The sequence below is a fragment of the Phytoactinopolyspora mesophila genome (assembly GCF_010122465.1).
GTDB classification, from domain to species: Bacteria; Actinomycetota; Actinomycetes; order Jiangellales; family Jiangellaceae; genus Phytoactinopolyspora; species Phytoactinopolyspora mesophila.
Genome location: NZ_WLZY01000005.1, coordinates 490,621 through 511,049 on the forward strand (window position 1 = coordinate 490,621; position 20,429 = coordinate 511,049).

Genomic DNA, 20,429 nt, shown 5'->3' on the forward strand with positions numbered 1-20,429 from the left:
TTCCTGCCCGCGTACGCGGTGATCGTGAGCAGATATCTGTGCTTGTCCTCTGTGATCGTGAGCGGATCGCTGTCGCCAGAGCGACATAAATCTGCTCACGATCACTGACGATGAGGGCGGATGCTGCTCACGATCACCGAGATGTTGCGGCAGCCTGCAGGGCACGGCGAGTGAGCACCGTCGCCAGGTGGGCTCTGTACTCAGCCGATGCCGATACATCGCCGGTGGGGGAGGTACCTTCACCTGCCCGTTCCGCGGCCGCTTGTAGCGCGCCCTGCTCCGCTGGTGCGCCGACCATGGCCTCTTCGACGGCGTGCGCCCGGATGGGGGTGGGGCCCATGTTGGTCAGCGCGACGCGTGCCTCGGCGATATCGCCGTTGGACCGGCGAACCGCTGCCGCCACTCCGACCATGGCCCACGCTTGGGCCATTCGGTTGAACTTCTCGTAGTGCGTGCCCCACCCGGTGAGCTTCGGCACGCGCACCGACACCAGCAGCTCGTCGGGCTCCATGGCGGTGGTGAGGTAGTCCACGAAGAACTCCGACGCCGGCACCGACCGGCGCCCCGACGGCCCCGCGACCTCGAACGAGGCATCGAGCGCGGATGCCACGCTGGGCAGATCGCCGGCCGGGTCGGCGTGCGCCAGCGAACCGCCGAAGGTGCCCAGGTGGCGGACCTGGCGGTCGGCGACCGTGGCCGTGGCCTGAGCGATCAGCGGAGCGTGTTCCTGGACGAGAGAACTCTTCATGACGTCGTCATGGGTGGTCATAGCGCCGATGACGAGAGCATCGCCGTCGTCGTGGATGCCACGCATCGCATCCACAGCGCCGAGGTCGACGAGAGTGGTGGGCACGGCGAAACGCAGCCTGAGCATCGGGATCAGGCTTTGCCCTCCGGCCAGGACCTTGGCGTCCTCGCCGCCGTCAGCGAGCGCCCGGACGGCGTCGTCGACACTTGTGGGCCGGGTGTAGTCGAATGCGGCCGGGATCATGACCGCTCACCCCCATCGGTAGCGCTGCGAATGGCCTGCCACACCCGCTCTGGTGTACACGGCATCTGCACGTCGGAGACGCCGAGCGGGCGAAGCGCGTCGACGACGGCATTGACGACGGCCGGTGTCGAGGCGATGGTGCCGGCCTCTCCGACACCCTTGGCTCCGAGCGGATGCCCGGGGGCCGGTGTCTCGGTGCGGTCGGTGACGAACTCGGGCAGGTCCGCCGAACTGGGAACGGTGTAGTCCACGAACGTGCCGGTCAATAGGTTTCCGTCGGCGTCGTAGACAGCTCCTTCGAATAGCGCCTGGGCCATGCCCTGGGCGATCCCGCCGTGTACCTGCCCCTCCACGATCATCGGGTTGACCACTCGACCGACGTCGTCGACCGCGACGTACTTGCGGATCCGTACGTGGCCGGTCTCGGTGTCGACCTCGGCCGCGCACAGGTGCGTGCCGTGCGGGAAGGAGAAGTTGTCCGGGTCGAACGTGGCGTCGGCATCGAGCGTGGGCTCGACTCCGTCTGGCATCTCGTGCGACGTGAACACCGCGAGCGCGCAGTCCGCGAGTGTCTTGCCGGTTCCAGGTGTGCCCTTGATGCGGTACTGGCCCTCGGCGAACTCGAGGTCGGCTGGGTCGCATTCGAGCAGGTGCGCCGCGATCGGCCGGGCCTTGTCGACGACCTTCTGGCAGGCCTGCACCAGCGCGATGCCGCCGACGGCGAGTGAGCGGGAGCCGTATGTGTCCAGACCCTTGTGGGATGTTCGGGTGTCCCCGTGCAGAACCTCGACATCCTCGAACGGCACCCCCAGCTGGTCGGCGACGATCTGGCTCCACGCGGTCTCGTGTCCCTGGCCGTGCGGCGAGGTGCCTGTCACGACTTCGACCTTCCCGGTCGGCAGCATCCGGACCGCCGCGTTCTCCCAGCCGCCGGCCCCGTAGCGCAACTGCCCGAGGATCCTGGACGGGGCCAGTCCGCACATCTCGGTGTACGTGGAAACTCCGATGCCGAGCTGGACAGGGTCACCGGAGTCGCGACGTTGTTGCTGTTCGCGACGGAGCTCGTCGTAGCCAAGCAGGCCGAGGGCTTTGTCGGTGGCGGCCTCGTAGTTGCCGGAGTCGTAGGTGAGGCCGGCAACGGTGCTGAAGGGGAACTCGTCGTGATTGATCCAGTTCCTCCGTCGCACCTCGATTGGATCCATGCCGAGCTCGTTGGCGAGCTCGTCCATGATCCGCTCGATCGCGTAGGTGGCTTCCGGCCGCCCGGCGCCGCGGTAGGCGTCGGTCTTGGTGGTGTTGGTGAACACACCCGAGCATTCGAACCGATAGGCCGGGATCTTGTAGATCGCGTTGAACATGAAGGCGCCGAGGATCGGCACTCCGGGGGTGACGATGCCGAGGTATGCGCCCATGTTCGCGAGCAGTTTCACCGACAACCCGGTGACGGTGCCGTCGCGCCGGGCACTGAGCGTGATGTCCTGGATCTGGTCGCGTCCGTGATGTGCCGAGAGCATCGACTCGGAGCGCGATTCCACGTACTTGACTGGGCGCCCGAGCCTGCGGGCGGCGGCGAATGCGATGAACTCCTCCGGCGTGATCTGCAGTTTCCCGCCGAAACCGCCGCCGACGTCGGGGGCAATCACCCGGATCTTGTGTTCTGCCACTCCTGTGCACATCGCCAGCATGAGGCGCAGGATGTGCGGGATCTGAGTGGCCGACCACATGGTGATCTGCTCGCCTGTGGGGTCGACGACGACGCCACGCGGCTCCATGAAGGCCGGGATCAGCCGCTGCTGAACGTAGCGCCGGTTGATCACGAGCTCCGCCTCGGACTCCGCGTGCGTGACGGACTCCCCGGTGCCGGCCTCGGCGGAGTCGAAGATCCAGGTGTAGCTCTTGTTCGTCCCCTTCGCTTCGTGCACGAGCGGGGCGTCGTCGGCCAGGGCGGCTTCCATGTCCAAGACGACCGGCAGGGGTTCGTAGTCGATCTCGATGGCCTCCAGCGCGTCCAGGGCGCTGGCGCGGTCGCGGGCCGCGACCACGGCCACCGGCTCCCCGGTATGGCGGACTTCGTCGACGGCCAGTGGGGGGTAGTCGGGCACCACGGTGTCTTCGGTGACCGGCCAGGCGCAGGCGAGCGTTCCTTGGATGTCGGCGATGTCCTGACCGCTGAAGGCGTCGATGGCTCCGGGGAGATGCCGCGCCGGGGCGACGTCGACATGGGTGATCCGGGCATGTGCCATGGGACTGCGCAGGATGGCCAGGTGCAGCATGCCTGGCAGGCTGATGTTCTCCGTCCACAACGTCCGGCCGGTGATCAGGCGAGCGTCTTCTTTGCGGCGCCGGTCCCGGCCGACCTCTGCGCCGGCATGTGGCTCGGTGACGGTCATGTCGTCACCTCCTGGCTGGCGCCGGGCTGCGCGGGCTGTGACTGCTGGGCGGTTTCCGGAGTGGTGGGAACGTCCGTGCGCATGGTCGAAGCGGCGTGCTGGACGGCGCGGACGATGTTCTGGTAGCCGGTGCACCTGCACAGGTTGCCCTCGAGGCCCTCGCGGATTTCCTCGTCACTGGGGTCGGGGTTCTCGTTGAGCAGGTCGACCGCGGCCATGATCATGCCGGGTGTGCAGAACCCGCACTGCAGCGCGTGGGTCTCGTGGAACGACTGCTGGACCGGGTGTAGGGCACCACCTGGTGTGGACAATCCTTCGACCGTCGTGACGTCCATGCCGTCAGCCTGTGCCGCGAGGACAGTGCAGCTCTTGACGCTCTTCCCGGCCAGCAGGACCGTACATGAACCGCAGTTGCTCGTGTCGCAGCCGACAACCGTGCCGATTTTGCCGAGGCGCTCCCGTAGGTGGTGCACGAGCAGGGTGCGGGGCTCGACATCGTCGTCGTATCGGACACCGTCGACCGTCATGCTGATTTTGGTCATAGGGCCCTCCTCCCGTACGCAGTGGCCGATCGAAGACATGTCGGCCCGATGGTGCGCATCGGTCGGTCCCGCAGCGCGCTCCACCTCCTTGTGTCTGGCGATCTCCGATCCGCCTGACGGCGACCAGATCCCGGTGCGCGCTTGTTGACACCAGCAAAGTCCACCGCGCCCGGTCACCGCAAGAGGTTCCGCCTATCTGTCTCGGGACACGCGTGTATTCGGTGATCGACAGTGCGTTGTGGTCGCTGAGGGGTGATCATCAGGGCGTTGTGGTCGCGGGTTCACCACCACAACGCACTGTCGATCACCGGGTGTGGGGAGGCCTGGTGTGACGGGCGACACGGGCGCGTGTACTGGCGATCATGGGCAAGGACGCGCCAATATGGCGATTTGGATTGGTTTCTGCCGATTGGGCGTCAGGCTCAGCGGAGAACAATCCGCCAGAAGGAATCGGTCAGGCTCGCGGCAAGGGAGGCGCGGCACCTGCCTCGTCGCGAGGAGCACCGTCATGTTGTACGACTGCCCAGAATGTGGGCTTCCTGCCGAAGTCACGGTCCGGGATCGTCTCCCGAGCACGGCCGGGCTGGTCGAGCACGTTGATGTCCACTGCGTGGCGCAACACCGGTTCGTCGGCCCCGCCGACTCCCTGCGCGTCCTGCTTTGAGCTGCGTTTCGGACGTGACGGCGGCCGGGCGGTTCGCTTTCTCAGCGATCAGTTGATAGTCAGGACGGCTTCTTCGGAGACAAGGGAGTCGTCGTTGATGCCAACCATCCGGAAGCTGTTCTCGCCGCTTCTGCTCGATTGAATGGTGCCGCTGAACTCGCCGTCGGCGTTGGTCTCACGTGGCGACACCGGGAAGTCTTCCCAAGGGCCGCCGTCAACACTGCGCTGCAGTTGCAGCCGCACGCCGGCTTCACCGGACTCGATCCGGCCGGAGTAGCTGATCTCCTCGTTGGCGGAAGCCGAGGTCTGTGCGAGGGAGAACGACACGCCGCCGGAGTCTGCCGGTGGGTCGTCGTCGTTGTTGTTCTCTTCGTCACCTTCGGTGTCGGTGTCAGTCTCGTCGTTGGGTTCGTCGCCGTTGTCGGTTGCCGAAGCAACGGGGGTGTTGGCGGTGTCGTCATCGCCCGATTGCGTGCCAAGGTACGCGCCGCCGGCAAAACCGACGATCGCGGCCAAAATGAGGAAGGCGGCTAGTGTGCCGCCAGATGCGCGTCTGGACACTCTGCACATTCAACCCTGGTGGGGCGGGTGGTTGGCAAGTGGGGTCCGTACTGCGGATGGTCAGATGGCATCACCTCGGCTGTGGCCAGGTGCCTCGGCCGCCCTGACGAGCGGGAGAATCCGCGGAGCGACGACGGTGGCCAGGGCGATGACGGTGGATATCCGGACAATGTCGGCGTCACCCACGAGATCGTCGATGACCCGCTGAAGGTCGTCGTTGTCCCTGGCCACGATCCTGCAGTACAGGTCGCCCTGGCCGGTGATGGTGTGTACTTCGAGTACTTCTGGGATCCGCTCGAGGTGTGCCGCGACCGAGCTGCGCGCGCCCTGGCGGATGTCCAGGAAGGCGAAAGCCGTGACACGGTAGCCGAGCGCACCGGGATTGATGGACGGCGAGAACGATTCGATGACACCGGCGGCGGCCAGTTTTTCCAAGCGTGACTGCACGGTGGCGCGGGCCACCCCGATCCGGCGCGAGGCCTCGAGCACGCCGATGCGCGGTTGTGCCGCGAACAGTTCGATGATCTTGACGTCGAGCGAGTCGATCACGATTCCTCCACGAGATGCCACAGACGCGCGGTTCCGGTCCGAACTCGATCTGTAAGAAGGCGGCGGACTATACAAAGTATCAAGGTATGCAGCCTATCCGCTGTTCATAATGTGCATGCTGATCAGTGGTCATAGAGACAGTTGCGTACTCGGGGCGTCTCGCGGCACAGTCCGCGGTAACGGGGTACCGCATACCTTCGGGCACCACGAAAGCGCAGGAGGGCGATCATGGCCACGGATTCGACCCGGACGCTCACGCCGGAAGAGCGTGAAGCCGATCTCGACGTTGATCAGTTGAAGCAGCTCGTCGGCCTGGTGGAATACGACGAGACCAAGGATCCGTTCCCGGTTACGGCGATGGACGCCGTGGTCTTCGTGGTCGGCAACGCCACTCAGGCCGCTCACTACTACCAGTCGGCTTTCGGCATGGAACTGGTCGCATACGCTGGCCCGGAGACCGGTACCCGGGACCATAAGGCGTTCGTGCTGCGCAGCGGTTCCGCGCGATTCGTGCTGAAGGGCGGCGTCGCGCCGGACAGCGCGCTGCTGGATCACCACCGTGAGCACGGCGACGGCGTCGTTGATCTGGCCCTGGAAGTGCCCGACGTCGACGCATGTATCCGGCACGCCCGCGCGCAGGGGGCGACCATCCTGGATGAGCCGTACGATGTCTCCGACGACCACGGAACCGTCCGGATGGCCGCGATCGCCACGTACGGCGTGACCCGCCACACGCTCGTTGACCGATCGCGTTACAGCGGTCCGTATCTGCCCGGCTACGTGGCGCGGACGTCCGGCTACGTCAAGCGTGAGGGCGCACCGAAGCGGCTGTTCCAGGCCATCGACCACTGCGTGGGAAATGTCGAGCTGGGCCAGATGGACTACTGGGTCAACTGGTATGGCAAAGTCATGGGCTTCGTGAACATGGCTGAGTTCGTCGGCGACGACATCGCTACCGAATACTCCGCTCTGATGTCCAAGGTGGTCGCCAACGGCAACCACCGGGTCAAGTTTCCGCTGAACGAGCCGGCGATCGCCAAGAAGAAGTCGCAGATCGACGAGTACCTCGAGTACTACGGCTCGCCCGGCTGCCAGCACATCGCCCTTGCGACCAACGACATCCTGCGAACGGTGGACATCATGCGTGCCGAAGGCGTTGATTTCCTCGATACGCCGGACGCGTATTACGACGACCCAGAGCTTCGCGCCCGGATCGGTGAGGTGCGCGTGCCGATCCAGGAGCTGAAGAAGCGCGGCGTCCTGGTCGACCGCGATGAGGACGGTTACCTGCTGCAGATCTTCACCAAACCCATCGGCGATCGCCCGACGGTGTTCTATGAGCTGATCGAGCGGCACGGCTCGCTCGGCTTCGGCAAGGGCAACTTCAAGGCCCTGTTCGAGTCGATCGAGCGGGAGCAGGAACGCCGCGGCAATCTCTAGGGCGCGCTCGCGGCGTCGTCTGCCGTCGTTGCCTGGTAGAGCGAAAGCAATAGTGGTTCGTCGTTCGACGAATCGAGCTTCTTCCCGACGATGGGCAGATGGCGAAACGGATTCTGCGGCAGCTGGGCGTTGCCATCGGTGGCCAGTATTTCGATCTCGGCGAGCGCATAGGAAGCGATGTCCGCCCGGATCAGCCGATAGCGGCGCGGAAACAGCAGGCTTGCGAACCTCGGCAATGGGCCACCAGGCAAGCGAAGTCCGGCGCGCAGCCGTACCAGAGTCCCCGATCCGGAGGGTTCCAGCTCCAGATCGGCATGCCCGCCGGCCTTGCCGGTGTCGGCTGTCTCGAGCGCGAGCCGGCGGTGCCTCTGTACGGCAACGACGCGAATCCGATCTGGCTCGCTGCCTTCGGGAGCTTCGGCCAGTGGGCTGCGCAGTTCGATTACTTCGCCGGGGCGCAAGGAGCTGCCCACCCCGGACAGGACCGTCGCGAGGCGGTCCCAGACCTGTGTGGGGCGCACACCGATTTCGCGCTCGCCCTTGATCGGCACGTTGAGCATCGTCTGAGTGTAGGTCTCGCCCAATGAGTCCGGCATGGCACGTTGGATGCACGTTGGAAACCGGTTCCTCAGCTGACTCAGCGTGTTGCCAGCGAGCCATGTGTCGATCTCTGTCGCCAAGCATCGGCGAAATCGGCTATCATCGGCCTATGGCGATGAATCGAACACTCGTCGACGGCGGCGCGGCCAAGGCCAATGACCAGGCTGCGGTCCTGCTATTTCACAGCCTCGCCGATCCGGTACGGCTGTCGATCATCCGGCTGCTGGCCGACGGTGAACGGCGCGTCGTCGATCTGACCCGGGAGCTCGGCTTGGCGCAGTCGACTGTCTCGGGCCACCTTGCGTGTCTGCGATCCGCCGGCTTGATCGACGCACATCCGCATGGGCGCTCGACGTTCTACGAGCTGGCCAAGCCCCAGCTCTGGCCGCTGCTGTCGGCCGCCGAACAGTTGCTGAACAGCAACGGCTCTGCCGTGACGCTCTGCCCGGAGCATCGTCGTTCCGAACTGGCCGGCGTCTGCGGCGCCGTGCGGGGATGCGTCCTCCATGGCGCTGAGCCGGAGTCTGCGGTACACGACCAACACGATCACACCGGGGCGTACCTACCAGGTGCTGCTCACCAGGCACCCTCCAAGCGTCCAGGACGGCACTGATGGGCTTCGGGCACGGGCACGGCGCTCCTGCCTCCGGTACGGCGGCGTATGCCTACCGCCGGCGGATGGCCGTCGTTCTCGGCATCATCGTCTCGATCACTCTGGTCCAGGCGGTGGGCGCGTGGCTCTCCGGCTCCATGGCGTTGCTGGCCGACGCCGCGCACAGTCTGACCGATGGCACCGGCGTCGCGGTCGCGCTGCTGGCCACGCTCATCGCCGCCCGCCCGGCCAATGCCAAGCGCACCTTTGGGCTGCAACGGGTCGAGATCCTCGCGGCTATGACCAACGCGCTCATCGTCGGTGTGGTGGCCGTCTTGGTCATGATCGGTGGTGTGCGGCGGCTGCTCGAGCCGAGCGAGATCGACAGCGGCTTCATGCTGGCGGCGGCCGTCGTCGGCCTGGCCGGCAATCTCGTGTCGCTGTTGATCTTGCGCAGGGGGCAGAAGGAGAGCCTCAATGTCCGCGGCGCCTATCTCGAGGTGCTCGGGGACATGCTCGGCTCGGTCGCGGTGGTGGCGGCAGCGCTGGTGATCATCGCCACCGGCTTCCTGCGCGCCGATGCCATTGCGTCGATTCTCATCGGTGTGATGATCCTGCCTCGGGCTTGGCTTCTGCTGCGTGATGTCCTCAATGTCTTGCTGGAAGCGACGCCGAAGGGTGTCGATCTCGACGAGGTGCGCCAGCACATGCTAGATGTGCCCGGCATCGTGGATGTCCATGACTTGCATGCCTGGACCATCACCAGCGGTGTTCCGGTCCTCTCCGCCCATGTGGTGGTCGATGAACTACAGCTCGCCGAATGCGGCAGCGAGTCGATACTCGATGGCCTGCACGATTGCCTGGCCGGCCATTTCGACATCGAGCACAGCACATTCCAGATCGAGCCACGCGGGCACGCCGACCACGAGTATGCCCAGCACGAGTGATCGAGACACCCGGATGCCGGCCGCCCGCGAAGCCAGGGCACCGCATGGTTCAACTGGAGGGGTGAACGGTTCCGGTTACCTCGCCGAACTCGATCTGGGCTCCGTCCGGTCCAGGTGCAGTAGCCCGGATGGTCACGGTGTCACCGTCTTCGAGGAAGGAACGCGAGCTGCCGTCGTCCAGGCTCACCGGTTCGGAACCGTTCCAGCTCAGTTCGAGGAACGAACCGCGTTGATCACGCTCGTACCCGCTGACTGTTCCCGACGCGTACAAGTCGCCGGTGCGGATAGCCGCGCCGTTGGTGGTGAGATGGGCGAGCTGCTGCGCCGGCGTCCAGTACATCTCCCTGAACGGGGGGCGGGACACCACAGTGCCGTTCCATTCGATCTCGAGGCGCAGGTCGAGGCCCCACGCCTGGGCGTCGGCCAAGTGGGTGGCCGGCTGCGGGTCGCGAGCGGGCGGGTCGACGCGCGCGTGTTGCAGGGCAGCCAGGGGCACTACCCAGGGTGCGATCGACGTCGCGAAAGACTTGCCCAGGAAAGGTCCGAGCGGCACGTACTCGAACGCCTGGATATCCCTTGCCGACCAGTCGTTGACCAGCATCACGCCGAAGACGTGGTCTTCGAATTCGTCGATCGGAACCGGTTGGCCCAGTGCGGACGGGGTGCCGACGACGAACCCTACTTCAGCCTCGATGTCCAGACGCAACGACGGGCCGTACCCGATGTCTTCGCCCACCCGCCGCAGGCCCGACGGGCGGATGATGCCGGTACCGGACGGGACGACGGTGCCAGAGCGTCCGTGGTAGCCGATGGGGAGGTGCTTCCAGGCGGCCGGCAACGACGGTGAGTCCGGTCTGAAGATCTTGCCGACGTTCTCCGCGTGGGCTTGCGACGAGTAGAAGTCGACGTAGTCGGCGACCTCGAAAGGCATGTGCAGACGTGCCTCATCCGCACGTATCAGATGGGGCTCGACGATCTCGCGGCCCGACTCGCCGTTGACGAGTTCGACAAGCCAGCCACGCACGGCGTCCCATGCTCCCCGCCCGAGCGCCATGAACGGGTTCAGGCTGCCCCGGTTGAAGACGTGGCCGCCTTCCAGGCCTTCCACGGCGGCGAGCGGAGCCAGATCGATGATGTAGTGGCCGATCGCCACCCCCACCCGGGGATCTTCGCCCTCTGTGGAGAAGACGCCGTACGGAAGCGTGTGGACGCCGAACGGCGCATCGTCGGGAAGATCCAGCCAGCTGTGTCGCACGTCGGTCATGGGCAGACGTTATCTGACCGGCCTCCGCGCCAGCGCGGGCCGGTGGCCCATATATACCGCTCGTGTAGCGACGGCGGACATGATTGCGGTTTTGATCCGGAAGGACAGCTCGCCGGCATCGGATGATCTTGACATGCCATGGACCGCTGTCTTCAAAGAAGTCGATGATCACGATAGGAATTCGCGTGCGTAATGTCATAGCTTTGGCTACGGCTGCACTCCTCCTGATTCTGACCGCTTGCGGCAGTGACGATGCGTTGGCGATCGACATCGAGGATTGCGAAGGGCCACCTCAGGTGACGGTCAACGACTCTGGTGCGGAGCCACGCGAGTTGATGGAGCTGTCGCCTACCGCGGGACACAGCGCGGGCCTCGACGTGGCAATCACCACAGGTGTTTCGGCGCGCCGTGATGGTGAGGACGTGCCTCTCGAGGCCCCGCCGACGATGCGCTTCGGCATTGAGCTCGTGATCGAGAACGTCACCGACGACGAGATCGAGATGTCGTTCGTGTATGACGACGCCGAGCTTGGGGGCGACTTGCCGATGGACGACATGCTGGAGTCGATCACTGGAACGTCCGGCTTTATCACCACGACCCGTAGCGGCGCGTTCGTCGACGGTGGATTCATGACCGAGGAGATGGATCCGTTGCTGGTGAGCATGGTGGAGCAGCTTGATCAGCAGATGGTGGATATGACTGTGCCGTTTCCCGAGGAACCGGTGGGTGTCGGCGCGGAATGGCAGGTGGTCAGCTCGGTCGACGGCGGCGGCGTCACCTTCTGCAACAAGGCCTCGTACGTTCTCACTGACTTCGACGGTGACGCGTACCAGCTGGACACCGAAATCACCCAGCAGGCGATCCCGACCACCCAAGGCAGCGACACAGGCATCGATGTGGTCGGCGGATCCGGCTCCTTCACCGGACAAAGCGCCGGAACCCTGAGCCTTCCGATCGCCGTCTCGGGAACCAGCAACGGCACTACCTCGGTTGAGATGAAGCTCGGGTACGACGAGACCGAGACAACCCACGAATACGAGACCGCGGTTGAAATGGAGATCGCCCCCCGGAGCTGATGTCGGCGCGATGCTCAGCACCCCTGGCGGGCACGCTGGGCACTGGCGATGTGTTCGCCCCAGCCGGGTGAGGACGGGTAGCGTCAGGGCCGGCCGCGGCGGAATGCCTCTGGAGCCGAAGGAACCAGCGATCGCATGAGCTCGTCAGCTTCTTCGAAGCTCAACCTTCGGGTGTCGCACAGCAGATCCAGGGAGTGCCTCCAGACGTCCCGTGCCGCCCAGGGGCGGTGGAGATCATGAAGGAGCTCTCCGCGCAGCCAGAGCGCCATGGACTCGTCGAAGCTGATACCACCGGCGTGGAAGATGCCGATCGCCGCGTCGACGTGTTCGAGGGCACGTTCCTGGGCGTTGCTGTCGCGTAACGCCTCGGCCAGCCTGAATCGCACGATCCCTTCGACGCTGCTGGCGTGCCCGACGCGAAGTGCCTGTTCGTGAATGTCGATGGCTTCGTCGAGTTTGCCGGCGCGGTGATACGTGGTGCCGAGGTTCGTCAGCGTGAGCACCTCACCCGTGACATCGCCCAGATCACGGTGGATCGCCAGGGCTTGCTCGTAGTAGCTGACGGCTTCGTCGAGGCGCTTGTCGTGACCGAAGTAGTAGCCGATCGCCATCAGGGCCTCGGCTTCGCCGCGCCGTTCTCCACAGCGGCGATAGGCATCCAAAGCTTCGAAGCCGTGATGGCGGGCTTCGTCGAACCGATCCAGCATGAAGAGACAGTCGCTGAGATCGTGGTGGATCTGCGCGCTCCACAGGGAGTTCCCGACGGCCTGGGCCGCGGTAAGTGCGAGCTGATTGATCGAAATCAGGCCGAACTGATTGCCCTGGCCGCGGAAGGGGTGATACAGGGCAGCCGCCAGTCCGGCGAGGATGGCTGGTCCGTCGCCGGAGAGCAGAGCCGCGTGCTCGGCCGCGGCCGCGATATTGTCCTGTTCAGATTGCACCCAACGGGCAGCGGCGCTGCCGTTCTCCAGCTCAACACCGCTGCTTCGCAGATCAGCTGTCGAGGGACCGGTGGCGGCCCGTCGCTCATGCGACGGGGCACTTGCCGGGGCTGCCCGGCGGGCGGTGACAAGGTACAGGTGCAGGACACGGCGGATAGCGGCCAACCGGTCTGGCTCGCTGATGGAACGGCTGGCTTGTTCGCGAGCGTACAGGCGGATGAGGTCATGCAGCGTCAGGCGGCCGGCGCCGGTGTCGGTGAGCAGTTGAGCCTCGATCAGGCGATCCACGTCCTGCCGCACCTGGGCGGTGGGCCGGTCGACGAGGGCAGCAGCGGTGTGCACAGTGAAATCCGGTAGGTCCATCAGCCCCAGGTGGTCCAGGAGTTCAGCCGTCGATGGCGGTAGGGCCGTATACGTGACATCGCAGCTGGCGCGTACCGCCAGATCGTCGTAGGCGAGTTCGTCGAGCCTGCCCTGAGCATCGTCCAGCCGGCGCCGGAGGGACGCCAACGTCCAGTGTGGTTGTGACACGAGCCGGGATCCGGCGATCTGGACCGCCAGGGGTAGGTGTCCGCACAGCCGTGCGACTTCGTAGGCGATCTCCGGCTCCCGGTCTATCCGTTCAGCCCCGACCAGTCTGCTCAACAAGAGATAGGACTCATCCGGTGACAGCGTGCCTAGTGTGACGTGGTGGCCGGTCGTGATGTTGCTGAGCGCACGTCTACTGGTGACGATCACCGCCGACGGCGACGTCGGCCCGGGCAGCAACGGGCGGACTTGGGTGGCGTCATAAGCGTCGTCCAACATGATCAGGCAGGACCGGTCCAAGAGCGTCGAACGGAAGAGCGCGGCCGCCGCGTCGGTGCCGGTGGGAATCGCGCTTTCCTCCACGCCGAGCGCACGGAGAAACCTGTGTAGAACCGCGTGCGGCGGTAAGGGCTCAGCGCCGGGTGTCGCACCGCGGAGATGGGCATAAAGGTGACCGCCAGAGAACTGGTCCGCGACATGGTCGGCCAGTTTCCTGGCCAAAGCCGACTTCCCGATCCCGCCGGGACCGTTGATGGTCACCACGGGAGGCCCGGCAACGCCACCGTCGTCCGGCACCAGCCGTCGCGTGAGCGCCGCCAGTTGCTGGTCGCGTCCGGTGAACGACGGATGGGGCGCGGGTAGCTCGGCAGGCACGGCTCGGGTCCGGGCGGCACGTGCGTACGGTGGGTCGAGAGCAGGGTCTTCGGTCAGGATCGCTCGTTCTAGTTCACGCAGGTCGGCGCCTGGTTCCAGCCCCAGCTCGTCGATGGCTTTGGCGCGGGCGTGGCGGAACTCTTCCAACGCCTCGGCAGCGCGGCCGCACCGGTAGAGGGCGGTCATCAACTGGCCGCGGAGGCGCTCACGTAGAGGATGGGTGGCGACGAGCTTTTTCAGCTCGGGGACCAGTTTGGGGTGCGCGCCGAGTCGCAGCTCGGCTTCGATGCGGTTCTCGAGGGCATTGGCGCGGAGTTCTTCCAGCCGAGCTGCCTCGGTGCGAATCGCGATGCTCTCGTCGAGATCGAGATAGGCGCGCTCGGCTCGCCAGAGCCGCAACGCTTCACGACACAGATCCGCCGCGCGTTGGGCATCGCCCGCGTCGAGTCTCTGCCTGCCTGCGTCGGCGATGTCTTCGAACAGCTGGTCGTCGGCCTCGTCAGGTCCGACGACGAGCTGATAACTCGATCCGTACCGGACGATGCGCGACGAGCCGAGCGAGCGCCTGAGTTGATGAAGGTAGCCGTGGAGATTCGTGCGGGCAGACGACGGCGGCTCACCACTCCAGACGATGTCGAGCAGGTGCTCGGTAGAGACTCGAACATCGCGGTAGCACAGCAGCACACCGAGCACGAGCCGCTGCTTCGGCGACGAGATGGGTAGGGGGCGTCCAGAGCTATCCCGAACCTCCAGTTGGCCCAGCACGCCGAACCTCATCGACCCCCCATACGTCCTGATGCGAACCCGAATGTACCGGGTGTATTCCGGTGCCGGTGAACCAGCGTGTGAAATATACCCCCGGTATATGGGCACGGTGGACGGGAACTCGGGTCGCTGCGGGAGATGGCCGCGCCAGGCTTGCGATCTGGAAAGAGCCGGGGGTGTGACAGACGGCGTTGCGTCTGCCACACCCCCGGCTCCGGTTACGGGTGTGTTGCCCGTGGTTTACCTCGTCGGGTCAGACCGTGGCCCGGCGGGTGCGGGTGTAGAGCACGCCGCCGATTGCCAGCAGGCCCAGGCCGGCGGCGAGGCCGATCAGGTTGCCGGCACCGGTGTCAGGCAGCTCCTCGTTACCGTTCTCGTCACCGCTGTCGGTTCCGTTGTCGTCGCCGTCTTCGGTGCCGTTCTCGTCACCGCTGTCGGTTCCGTTGTCGTCACCGCTGTCGGTGCCGTCCTCGGTCCCGCCTTCGGTTCCGTTGTCGTCACCGTCTTCGGTGCCGTCCTCGGAGCCGTTCTCATCGCCCGGGTCGTCCCCGAGAACCGTGACGGTGACCGACGCGGTCTGCGGCACGGTGATCGTGTCGATGGACTGCTGGGCGGTGATGGTGGTCTCGCCAGGGGTGAGGTCGTCCTCGAGCGTGGTGCTCCAGGCACCCTCGGCGTCGGCCTCGGCAGCGGCGACCGTCTCGCCGTCCACGCTCAGCGTCACGCTGGCCTCGGCCTCCGCCGTGCCGGTGACCTCGAGGCCAGCCGGCTCGGCCTCGGAGCCGTCCTCGGGCGAGGTGATGGTGATCGGGGCGACGTCGAGGGGCTCGGCATCTCCGGTGAGCTGGTAGAAGCCCAGGCTGGAGTAGTCGGTGTAGCCCGCGCCGTTCTCCGGGGTGTTGTCGGCCGGGTCACCCTGGCCACGCCCCTCGACCTGGAGGTAGTAGACGCCCAGCTCGAGGTCTTCGGTGATGGAAGCTCCGAGACCATCGGCTACGCGGTTCTGCGCCGAGCCGCCGACGGTGGTCTCCTGCTCGTTCTCGGCGATGACATTGCCGTCCGCGTCGAGCAGCGACAGCTTGATGTCGAGGTTCGAGGCGGCGCCCATGGGAGCTGCCTCCGCGGTGACCGAGCCACCGGCGGTGACCAGCGAGAACACGTCCACGTCGGATGCGGTGACTACGGTGCCCTCGGCCTCGAACGAGCCGTCGGCATTGTCCAGAGCGGTGGCATCGGCCGTCGTGTCACCATGCGGGTCCGACACGTAGTCGATGGCGCCGCCATAGGTGAACTCGGCGTCCAGGAGCTGGTCGGTGCAGGCGGCGGCAGCCTCGTCGTAGACGACGAACAGGTCGCCCGGCTGCGGGTTGTTCGGGTCGCCGTCCGTGCAGTACATGCCCGTGTAGAACTGGCCATCGAGGAAGAGCGCGACGGAGTCGAGCTTGTTGCTCTCATCAACGATCACCGCGAGGTCGTCCTGCTCCGGATTGCTGGCGCCGGGGTAAGCGCCGTCGGACCAGGTGCCCAGCGGCACCTGGTACGGGGCGCCCATGATCGGGCCCCACAGTCCGCTGGCGGGTGCGTAATACTCCAGGTCAGGCGTGCCATGGTGGTGCAGGCCGAGGTTGTGGCCGACCTCGTGGCTGCTGACGTCCGCGATGAACTTCGGGTTGTCCTGCATGTTCCCGGCGAGGGTAATGGCCGGGGAGAGGAACTCGTTCCCGAAGCCGCCGACGAAGGCCCAGCCGCCGCCGCCCTGGAGGCCTTCCGGCATGACGCTGCTGTCAGGGACCATCAGCAGGTGCGAACCGTAGTTCGTGTCGTCCGGCGAGGACTTGTACAGCGCATCGGCGCCAGGGTCGGTGATGGTGACGTTGACGTTGAACGGCGCGTAGTCCTGCGCCACGCCTTCCCACACCGCGTACTTGAAGTCGTCGTCGACGTTGTACGCCGGCACGTCGATCGAGTCCGCCTCATAGTAACGGTTCCATTCGGTGTTCTGAATGGTGTGGCCGTCGAAGTCGAGGAAGATCGTGATCGGTGCGTCAGGCCGTGAGCCGCCCACCGGGTCGCCCGGCACGTCGACCGCGGCGCCGAAGTCGAAGTGAACGTGACCATCGACCTGGAAGTCGTCCACGAAAGCGACGAAGCCACCTGGGCTCACGACGGCGGAGCCCGACTCGAGCAGAGACGACAGCTTGTCAGCGGTCATTCCGGCGCGAGCCGCGACTGTTTGCAGGCTGGCACTGTCCAGCTGCGACAGCGCCTCGGGGCCTGTGGAGTTGGGTTCGACGAAAGAATTGGCAGTAGTCAGTCCATCGGTCCCAGCCTCGGCTGGTTTGGTCTCGAGGCCGACCGCCGGCAGCGCCGCGGTACCGAGTGCCAAAGCACCGGCGCCGGTTGCTGCCACCGCGGCTGTCAGCCATCTGCGGTGAGTAACTCGCACTGTGATTTCTCCTGGTGTTTGTTCGATGTTTCCCGAACCGCCGCTTGGTTGCGTCAGCCCGGCCAGGAGAGCTTGCAGATTGTTGTGACCTTCAAGCCCCCCAGGGCCGATGGACACACGAGAACTCCAGACCTGCCTGGCAGGACTGGATCATGGTTCACCGACCGCGCCAAAGGATGCCAAAGACCGGTATATTTCCGGTATATGCGTGGCTTTGTCCCGTGTTGCAACTATCGGCGCAGGTCAGGACGTTGTAATTGGCGTTTCGCTGGTGGCCGATTCCGCTGGCGCTTTCCCGCAGACCCTGAGAACGCCGACGGGGCATGGCAGGCGAGATGCCACCTGCCATGCCCCTGCTTGATCACAGATTGCGACCTGTGATTTCTTCCCCCGTCGATGCGTTTGTCGGCGCGGCGTAAGAGCAAGCCAAGGATGCCACGAGGCGATATATTTCGGGTATATCGTGACGAGCGCTTCAACGGCCTGTTCGCCGAGCCAGCCGAGAGTGCTGTACCCGGCCAGTGCGGTGTGCGGGGGTTGGTCAAAGCGAAGAACCAGTTTCAAGACGCAGGCTCTTCGGGGCCCGGGGGGAGGGCAACCGCAGTACCTCCGAAGCGTCCTCGCGTGAAATCGTGCCGATGCTGCACAGGATGTCGAGCGAGCGTCGCCAATGGTCACGCGCTTCCCCGTCGCGGCCCATAGCCCGCAAGACGTCACCACACAGCCAGTGTGTGAGTGCCTGGTCGATGCTGTAGCTGCCTGACTGGAAGATGGCAAGCGCTTGCTCTAGCCGGTTGAGCGCGTGTTCGAAGCATCCGGTATCACGGTGGGCTCGTCCGAGTCGTGAGAGCGTGATGCCGCGGAGCCGGAGATTGTTGTGGGTGTTCAGTGCCTGTTCGTGTGCGGCGATGGCGTCATCGAGGCGGCCCGCGAGGTGGTAGACGATACCCAGGTCGGTGAGCACCAGGGCTTCGCCTTCGGTGTTGCCGATATCGCGGTGGATCGCCAGTGCCTGGTTGTGGTGCTCGATGGCCGAGTCGAGCTGGTTCGCCTGGCGGAAGAGGAAGCCGAGCAGACCGAGCACGTCTGCCTCACCGCTACGATCATCGACTGCCCGGTAGATGCGCAGGGCTTCTTGGCAGTGATAGCGCCCCTCGGTTAACTGATGGAGCTGGGCCAGTCCTTCCCCTAGATCGCAGTGGATCTGGGCCCGCCACGCGTCGTCGATGTCATCGGCCGCCTCGAGGGCCAGTTGGTCGATGGTGATGCTCTCGTTCCAGCGGTCCTGGTCCCGTAGCGGATGGTGGAGTGCGACCGCCAGCCCGGCCAGCACAGAGGGCCCCTCGTCGGGAAGTCCCACGGCGTGCTGGGCGGCCGCAGCCAGGTTGTCGACCTCGTCACGTATCCATGCTGTCGCCGAGGCGCCACCGGTGATGGGCATACCCCGGCTCAGTAGCTCAACTGGTTGCGGCCCGACCGACGCGCGCCGAGCGGACCACGAGAAGCCGGCCTGCGCGGCATTGCGGGCGGTAGCGAGGTAATGATGTGTCACCCGGCGGATCGCCGTCGTCCGTTCCGCTTCGCTGAACGTGCTGGCGGCCTGCTCCCTGGCATACAGGCGGATGAGGTCGTGCAGTGTGAACCGCTCGTTCGAGGTGGCGCTGACCAGCTGCATCTCAACAAGCAGGTCGAGGTCGCGCAGCACTTCGTCAGTGGAGCGCCCGGCGACTTCTGCCGCCGTGCTGGCCGTGAGGTCGTGGAAGTCGACGAGGCCGAGGTAGGCGAAGAGGGTCACCGCGCTATCGGGTAGCGCGTCGAACGCGACGTCGTAACTGGCACGTACCGCGAGGTCGTCGTGCTCCAGTTCGTCGAGGCGTCCCTGGGAGTTGCCGAGGCGGACTTGCAGAGCCGACAAGGTCCAGTCGGGCCGTGCCGCCACCCGTGCGCCAGCGATGCGCACGGCGAGGGGCAGGTGCCCGCAGAGCCGGACGATCTCGGCGGCAGCCTCGGGTTCGGCCGCGACCCGCTCCGGTCCGGCGACGCGAGACAGCAGGTCGAGCGCGTCGTCGTGAGTCAGCGTCCGGAGCGAGACATGCTGTGCGCCGCCGATGGTCGCCAGTACCCGTCGGCTGGTCACGAGTACGGCGCAGCCGGAACGCGGCCCAGGCATCAGGGGACGCACCTGCGCGGCGTTGTGGGCGTCGTCGAGCACGATCAACACCCGACGGCCGGCGATAGTGGAGCGGAAGAGGGTAGCGGCTCCCTCTGTATCGGCCGGAATCTTGTTCTCCTCGACGCCCAGCGAGCGGAGGAACCGGCCGAGCGCGGCGTACGGGTCGAGCGGTTCGAGCCCTGGTGTTGCACCGCACAGGTTGACATAGAGCTGGCCGTCGGGAAACTGCTCCGCTACCGCATGGGTGGCCCGTAGCGCCAGCGCGGACTTCCCGATACCGCCTGGGCCGTTGATCGCAATGGCCCTCGGTGCCGCGGCGTCCTGAGCCGTAGCCCGGAGCCAGGCGGTGATCCTATCCAGCTCCTGGTGACGCCCGGTGAATGATGGGTCGGTGGACGGCAGCTCGGCGGGTGGTGCGGCGGGCTCAACCGGCGGCGGTTCGGCCGGTTCGGCGTGCGCGGGCCGGTCGAGTGCTGAATCGCCCTCGATGATGGCCTGTTCGAGGTCTCGGAGCTCCGTGCCCGGTTCGAGCCCGAGTTCGTCGATCATGGTGGTTCGCGCCTGGTGATAGACGGCAAGCGCGTCGGCCGTACGGCCGGAACGGTGCAGCGCCAGCATGAGCTGTGCGTACAGGCGCTGACGTAATGGATACGACGTGACCAGTGTGGTCAGCTCCGGGATGAGCCGGGCGTGCTGACCGAGGTTGAGGTCGGCGTCGATGCGGAGTTCGAGGACGGATTGACGAAGTTCGGCCAGGCGGGCCGCGTCGACGCGGATCGTGCCGATCTGGTCGACGTCGCCATACGCGGTCGGTCCGCGCCACATTTCGAGCGCGCGGCCGAGAACCTCCGACGCGCCCGAATAGTTGCCGTTGTCGAGGGCGTCGCGTCCCTGGTCGACGAGTTGCTCGAACTGGGCGTCGTCCGTTTCGTCGGATTTGACGATCAGCTCGTACCCGGATCGGTCGTGCACGATCCGCGATTCCCCGATCAGCCGGCGCAGTCGATGGACATAGGCCTGAACGTTCTTCCGGGCCGACGAGGGCGGCCGCCCGTCCCACAGCGTGTCCAGAAGCTGGTCGGTAGAGACTCGGGTGTTCCGGGAGGCAAGCAGGGCGGCAAGCAGCAAGCGTTGTTTGACCGACGTGATGCGTACTGATTGCCCGGCGTCATCGTGGACCGTCAGCGGTCCCAGTACGCCGAACTTCATCGAGCCCCCTTCGGTGGTGCACGTGCAAACGCACACGACAGCGTACTGGGCCGATTCAGGTGGTATTGACCACCAGCAAAGTCCGGGACGAATTACC

14 protein-coding genes and 1 pseudogene are annotated in these 20,429 nt (G+C 65.7%); 5 read left to right on the top strand and 10 right to left on the bottom strand.

Annotated elements, in window-relative coordinates:
• Nucleotides 1-133: 133 nt before the first annotated feature.
• From F7O44_RS16980 to F7O44_RS16990, 3 genes are read right to left on the bottom strand one after another with little or no spacing between them, the layout of a single operon-like run.
• On the bottom strand, nt 134-991 hold the full coding sequence (locus F7O44_RS16980; protein WP_162451442.1) for an FAD binding domain-containing protein: 858 nt from the start codon (nt 989-991) through the stop codon (nt 134-136).
• The gene (locus F7O44_RS16985; protein WP_162451443.1) at nt 988-3,381 is read right to left on the bottom strand and encodes a xanthine dehydrogenase family protein molybdopterin-binding subunit; all 2,394 of its coding nucleotides are present in this window, start codon (nt 3,379-3,381) and stop codon (nt 988-990) included. Before F7O44_RS16985 ends, F7O44_RS16980 begins: the two co-directional genes overlap by 4 nt.
• The gene (locus F7O44_RS16990; protein ID WP_162451444.1) at nt 3,378-3,923 is read right to left on the bottom strand and encodes a (2Fe-2S)-binding protein; all 546 of its coding nucleotides are present in this window, start codon (nt 3,921-3,923) and stop codon (nt 3,378-3,380) included. Before F7O44_RS16990 ends, F7O44_RS16985 begins: the two co-directional genes overlap by 4 nt.
• 508 nt (nt 3,924-4,431) lie before the next feature.
• Between F7O44_RS16990 and F7O44_RS16995 the strand changes: the two genes are divergently transcribed.
• A complete protein-coding gene (locus F7O44_RS16995; RefSeq protein ID WP_162451445.1) occupies nt 4,432-4,587 on the top strand; it encodes a hypothetical protein in 156 nt (51 codons plus the stop codon).
• 48 nt (nt 4,588-4,635) lie between these two features.
• Here F7O44_RS16995 and F7O44_RS17000 read toward each other — a convergent pair whose 3' ends face one another.
• Both F7O44_RS17000 and F7O44_RS17005 read right to left on the bottom strand, forming a co-directional pair.
• Nucleotides 4,636-5,148, bottom strand: a complete 513-nt coding sequence (locus F7O44_RS17000) for a hypothetical protein (RefSeq protein ID WP_162451446.1) — start codon at nt 5,146-5,148, stop codon at nt 4,636-4,638.
• A 60-nt stretch (nt 5,149-5,208) separates the two neighbouring features.
• On the bottom strand, nt 5,209-5,718 hold the full coding sequence (locus F7O44_RS17005; protein ID WP_174255942.1) for an Lrp/AsnC ligand binding domain-containing protein: 510 nt from the start codon (nt 5,716-5,718) through the stop codon (nt 5,209-5,211).
• A 207-nt stretch (nt 5,719-5,925) separates the two neighbouring features.
• Here F7O44_RS17005 and hppD point away from each other — a divergent pair, with 207 nt between their 5' ends.
• On the top strand, nt 5,926-7,137 hold the full coding sequence (hppD, locus tag F7O44_RS17010) for a 4-hydroxyphenylpyruvate dioxygenase (protein WP_162451448.1): 1,212 nt from the start codon (nt 5,926-5,928) through the stop codon (nt 7,135-7,137).
• Here the strand turns inward: hppD and F7O44_RS17015 are convergent.
• Nucleotides 7,134-7,697, bottom strand: a complete 564-nt coding sequence (locus F7O44_RS17015; protein WP_162451449.1) for an SRPBCC family protein — start codon at nt 7,695-7,697, stop codon at nt 7,134-7,136. The genes hppD and F7O44_RS17015 overlap by 4 nt on opposite strands.
• Nucleotides 7,698-7,846: 149 nt before the next feature.
• Here F7O44_RS17015 and F7O44_RS17020 point away from each other — a divergent pair.
• Together F7O44_RS17020 and F7O44_RS17025 are read left to right on the top strand one after the other, a co-directional pair.
• Nucleotides 7,847-8,191, top strand: a pseudogene (locus tag F7O44_RS17020) (ArsR/SmtB family transcription factor); the annotation flags it as partial.
• A 158-nt stretch (nt 8,192-8,349) separates the two neighbouring features.
• Nucleotides 8,350-9,276, top strand: coding sequence for a cation diffusion facilitator family transporter (locus F7O44_RS17025; protein WP_162451451.1), 927 nt, complete (start codon nt 8,350-8,352; stop codon nt 9,274-9,276).
• Nucleotides 9,277-9,325: 49 nt separating this feature from the next.
• Here F7O44_RS17025 and fahA read toward each other — a convergent pair whose 3' ends face one another.
• Nucleotides 9,326-10,540, bottom strand: coding sequence for a fumarylacetoacetase (gene fahA, locus F7O44_RS17030; protein ID WP_174255943.1), 1,215 nt, complete (start codon nt 10,538-10,540; stop codon nt 9,326-9,328).
• Nucleotides 10,541-10,743: 203 nt separating this feature from the next.
• On the opposite strand from fahA, the gene F7O44_RS17035 reads away from it, so the two are divergent.
• Nucleotides 10,744-11,616 (top strand): hypothetical protein, encoded by an 873-nt coding sequence (locus F7O44_RS17035; protein WP_222851438.1) that lies wholly within the window; start codon nt 10,744-10,746, stop codon nt 11,614-11,616.
• Nucleotides 11,617-11,699: 83 nt separating this feature from the next.
• On the opposite strand, the gene F7O44_RS17040 is transcribed toward F7O44_RS17035, so the two are convergent.
• The 3 genes from F7O44_RS17040 to F7O44_RS17050 form a co-directional block, all read right to left on the bottom strand.
• The gene (locus F7O44_RS17040) at nt 11,700-14,504 is read right to left on the bottom strand and encodes a BTAD domain-containing putative transcriptional regulator (RefSeq protein ID WP_162451453.1); all 2,805 of its coding nucleotides are present in this window, start codon (nt 14,502-14,504) and stop codon (nt 11,700-11,702) included.
• Between the two features lie 253 nt (nt 14,505-14,757).
• Nucleotides 14,758-16,950, bottom strand: coding sequence for a zinc-dependent metalloprotease family protein (locus tag F7O44_RS17045; protein ID WP_162451454.1), 2,193 nt, complete (start codon nt 16,948-16,950; stop codon nt 14,758-14,760).
• A gap of 541 nt (nt 16,951-17,491) precedes the next feature.
• A complete protein-coding gene (locus tag F7O44_RS17050; protein WP_162451455.1) occupies nt 17,492-20,332 on the bottom strand; it encodes an AfsR/SARP family transcriptional regulator in 2,841 nt (946 codons plus the stop codon).
• Between the last annotated feature and the right edge of the window lie 97 nt (nt 20,333-20,429).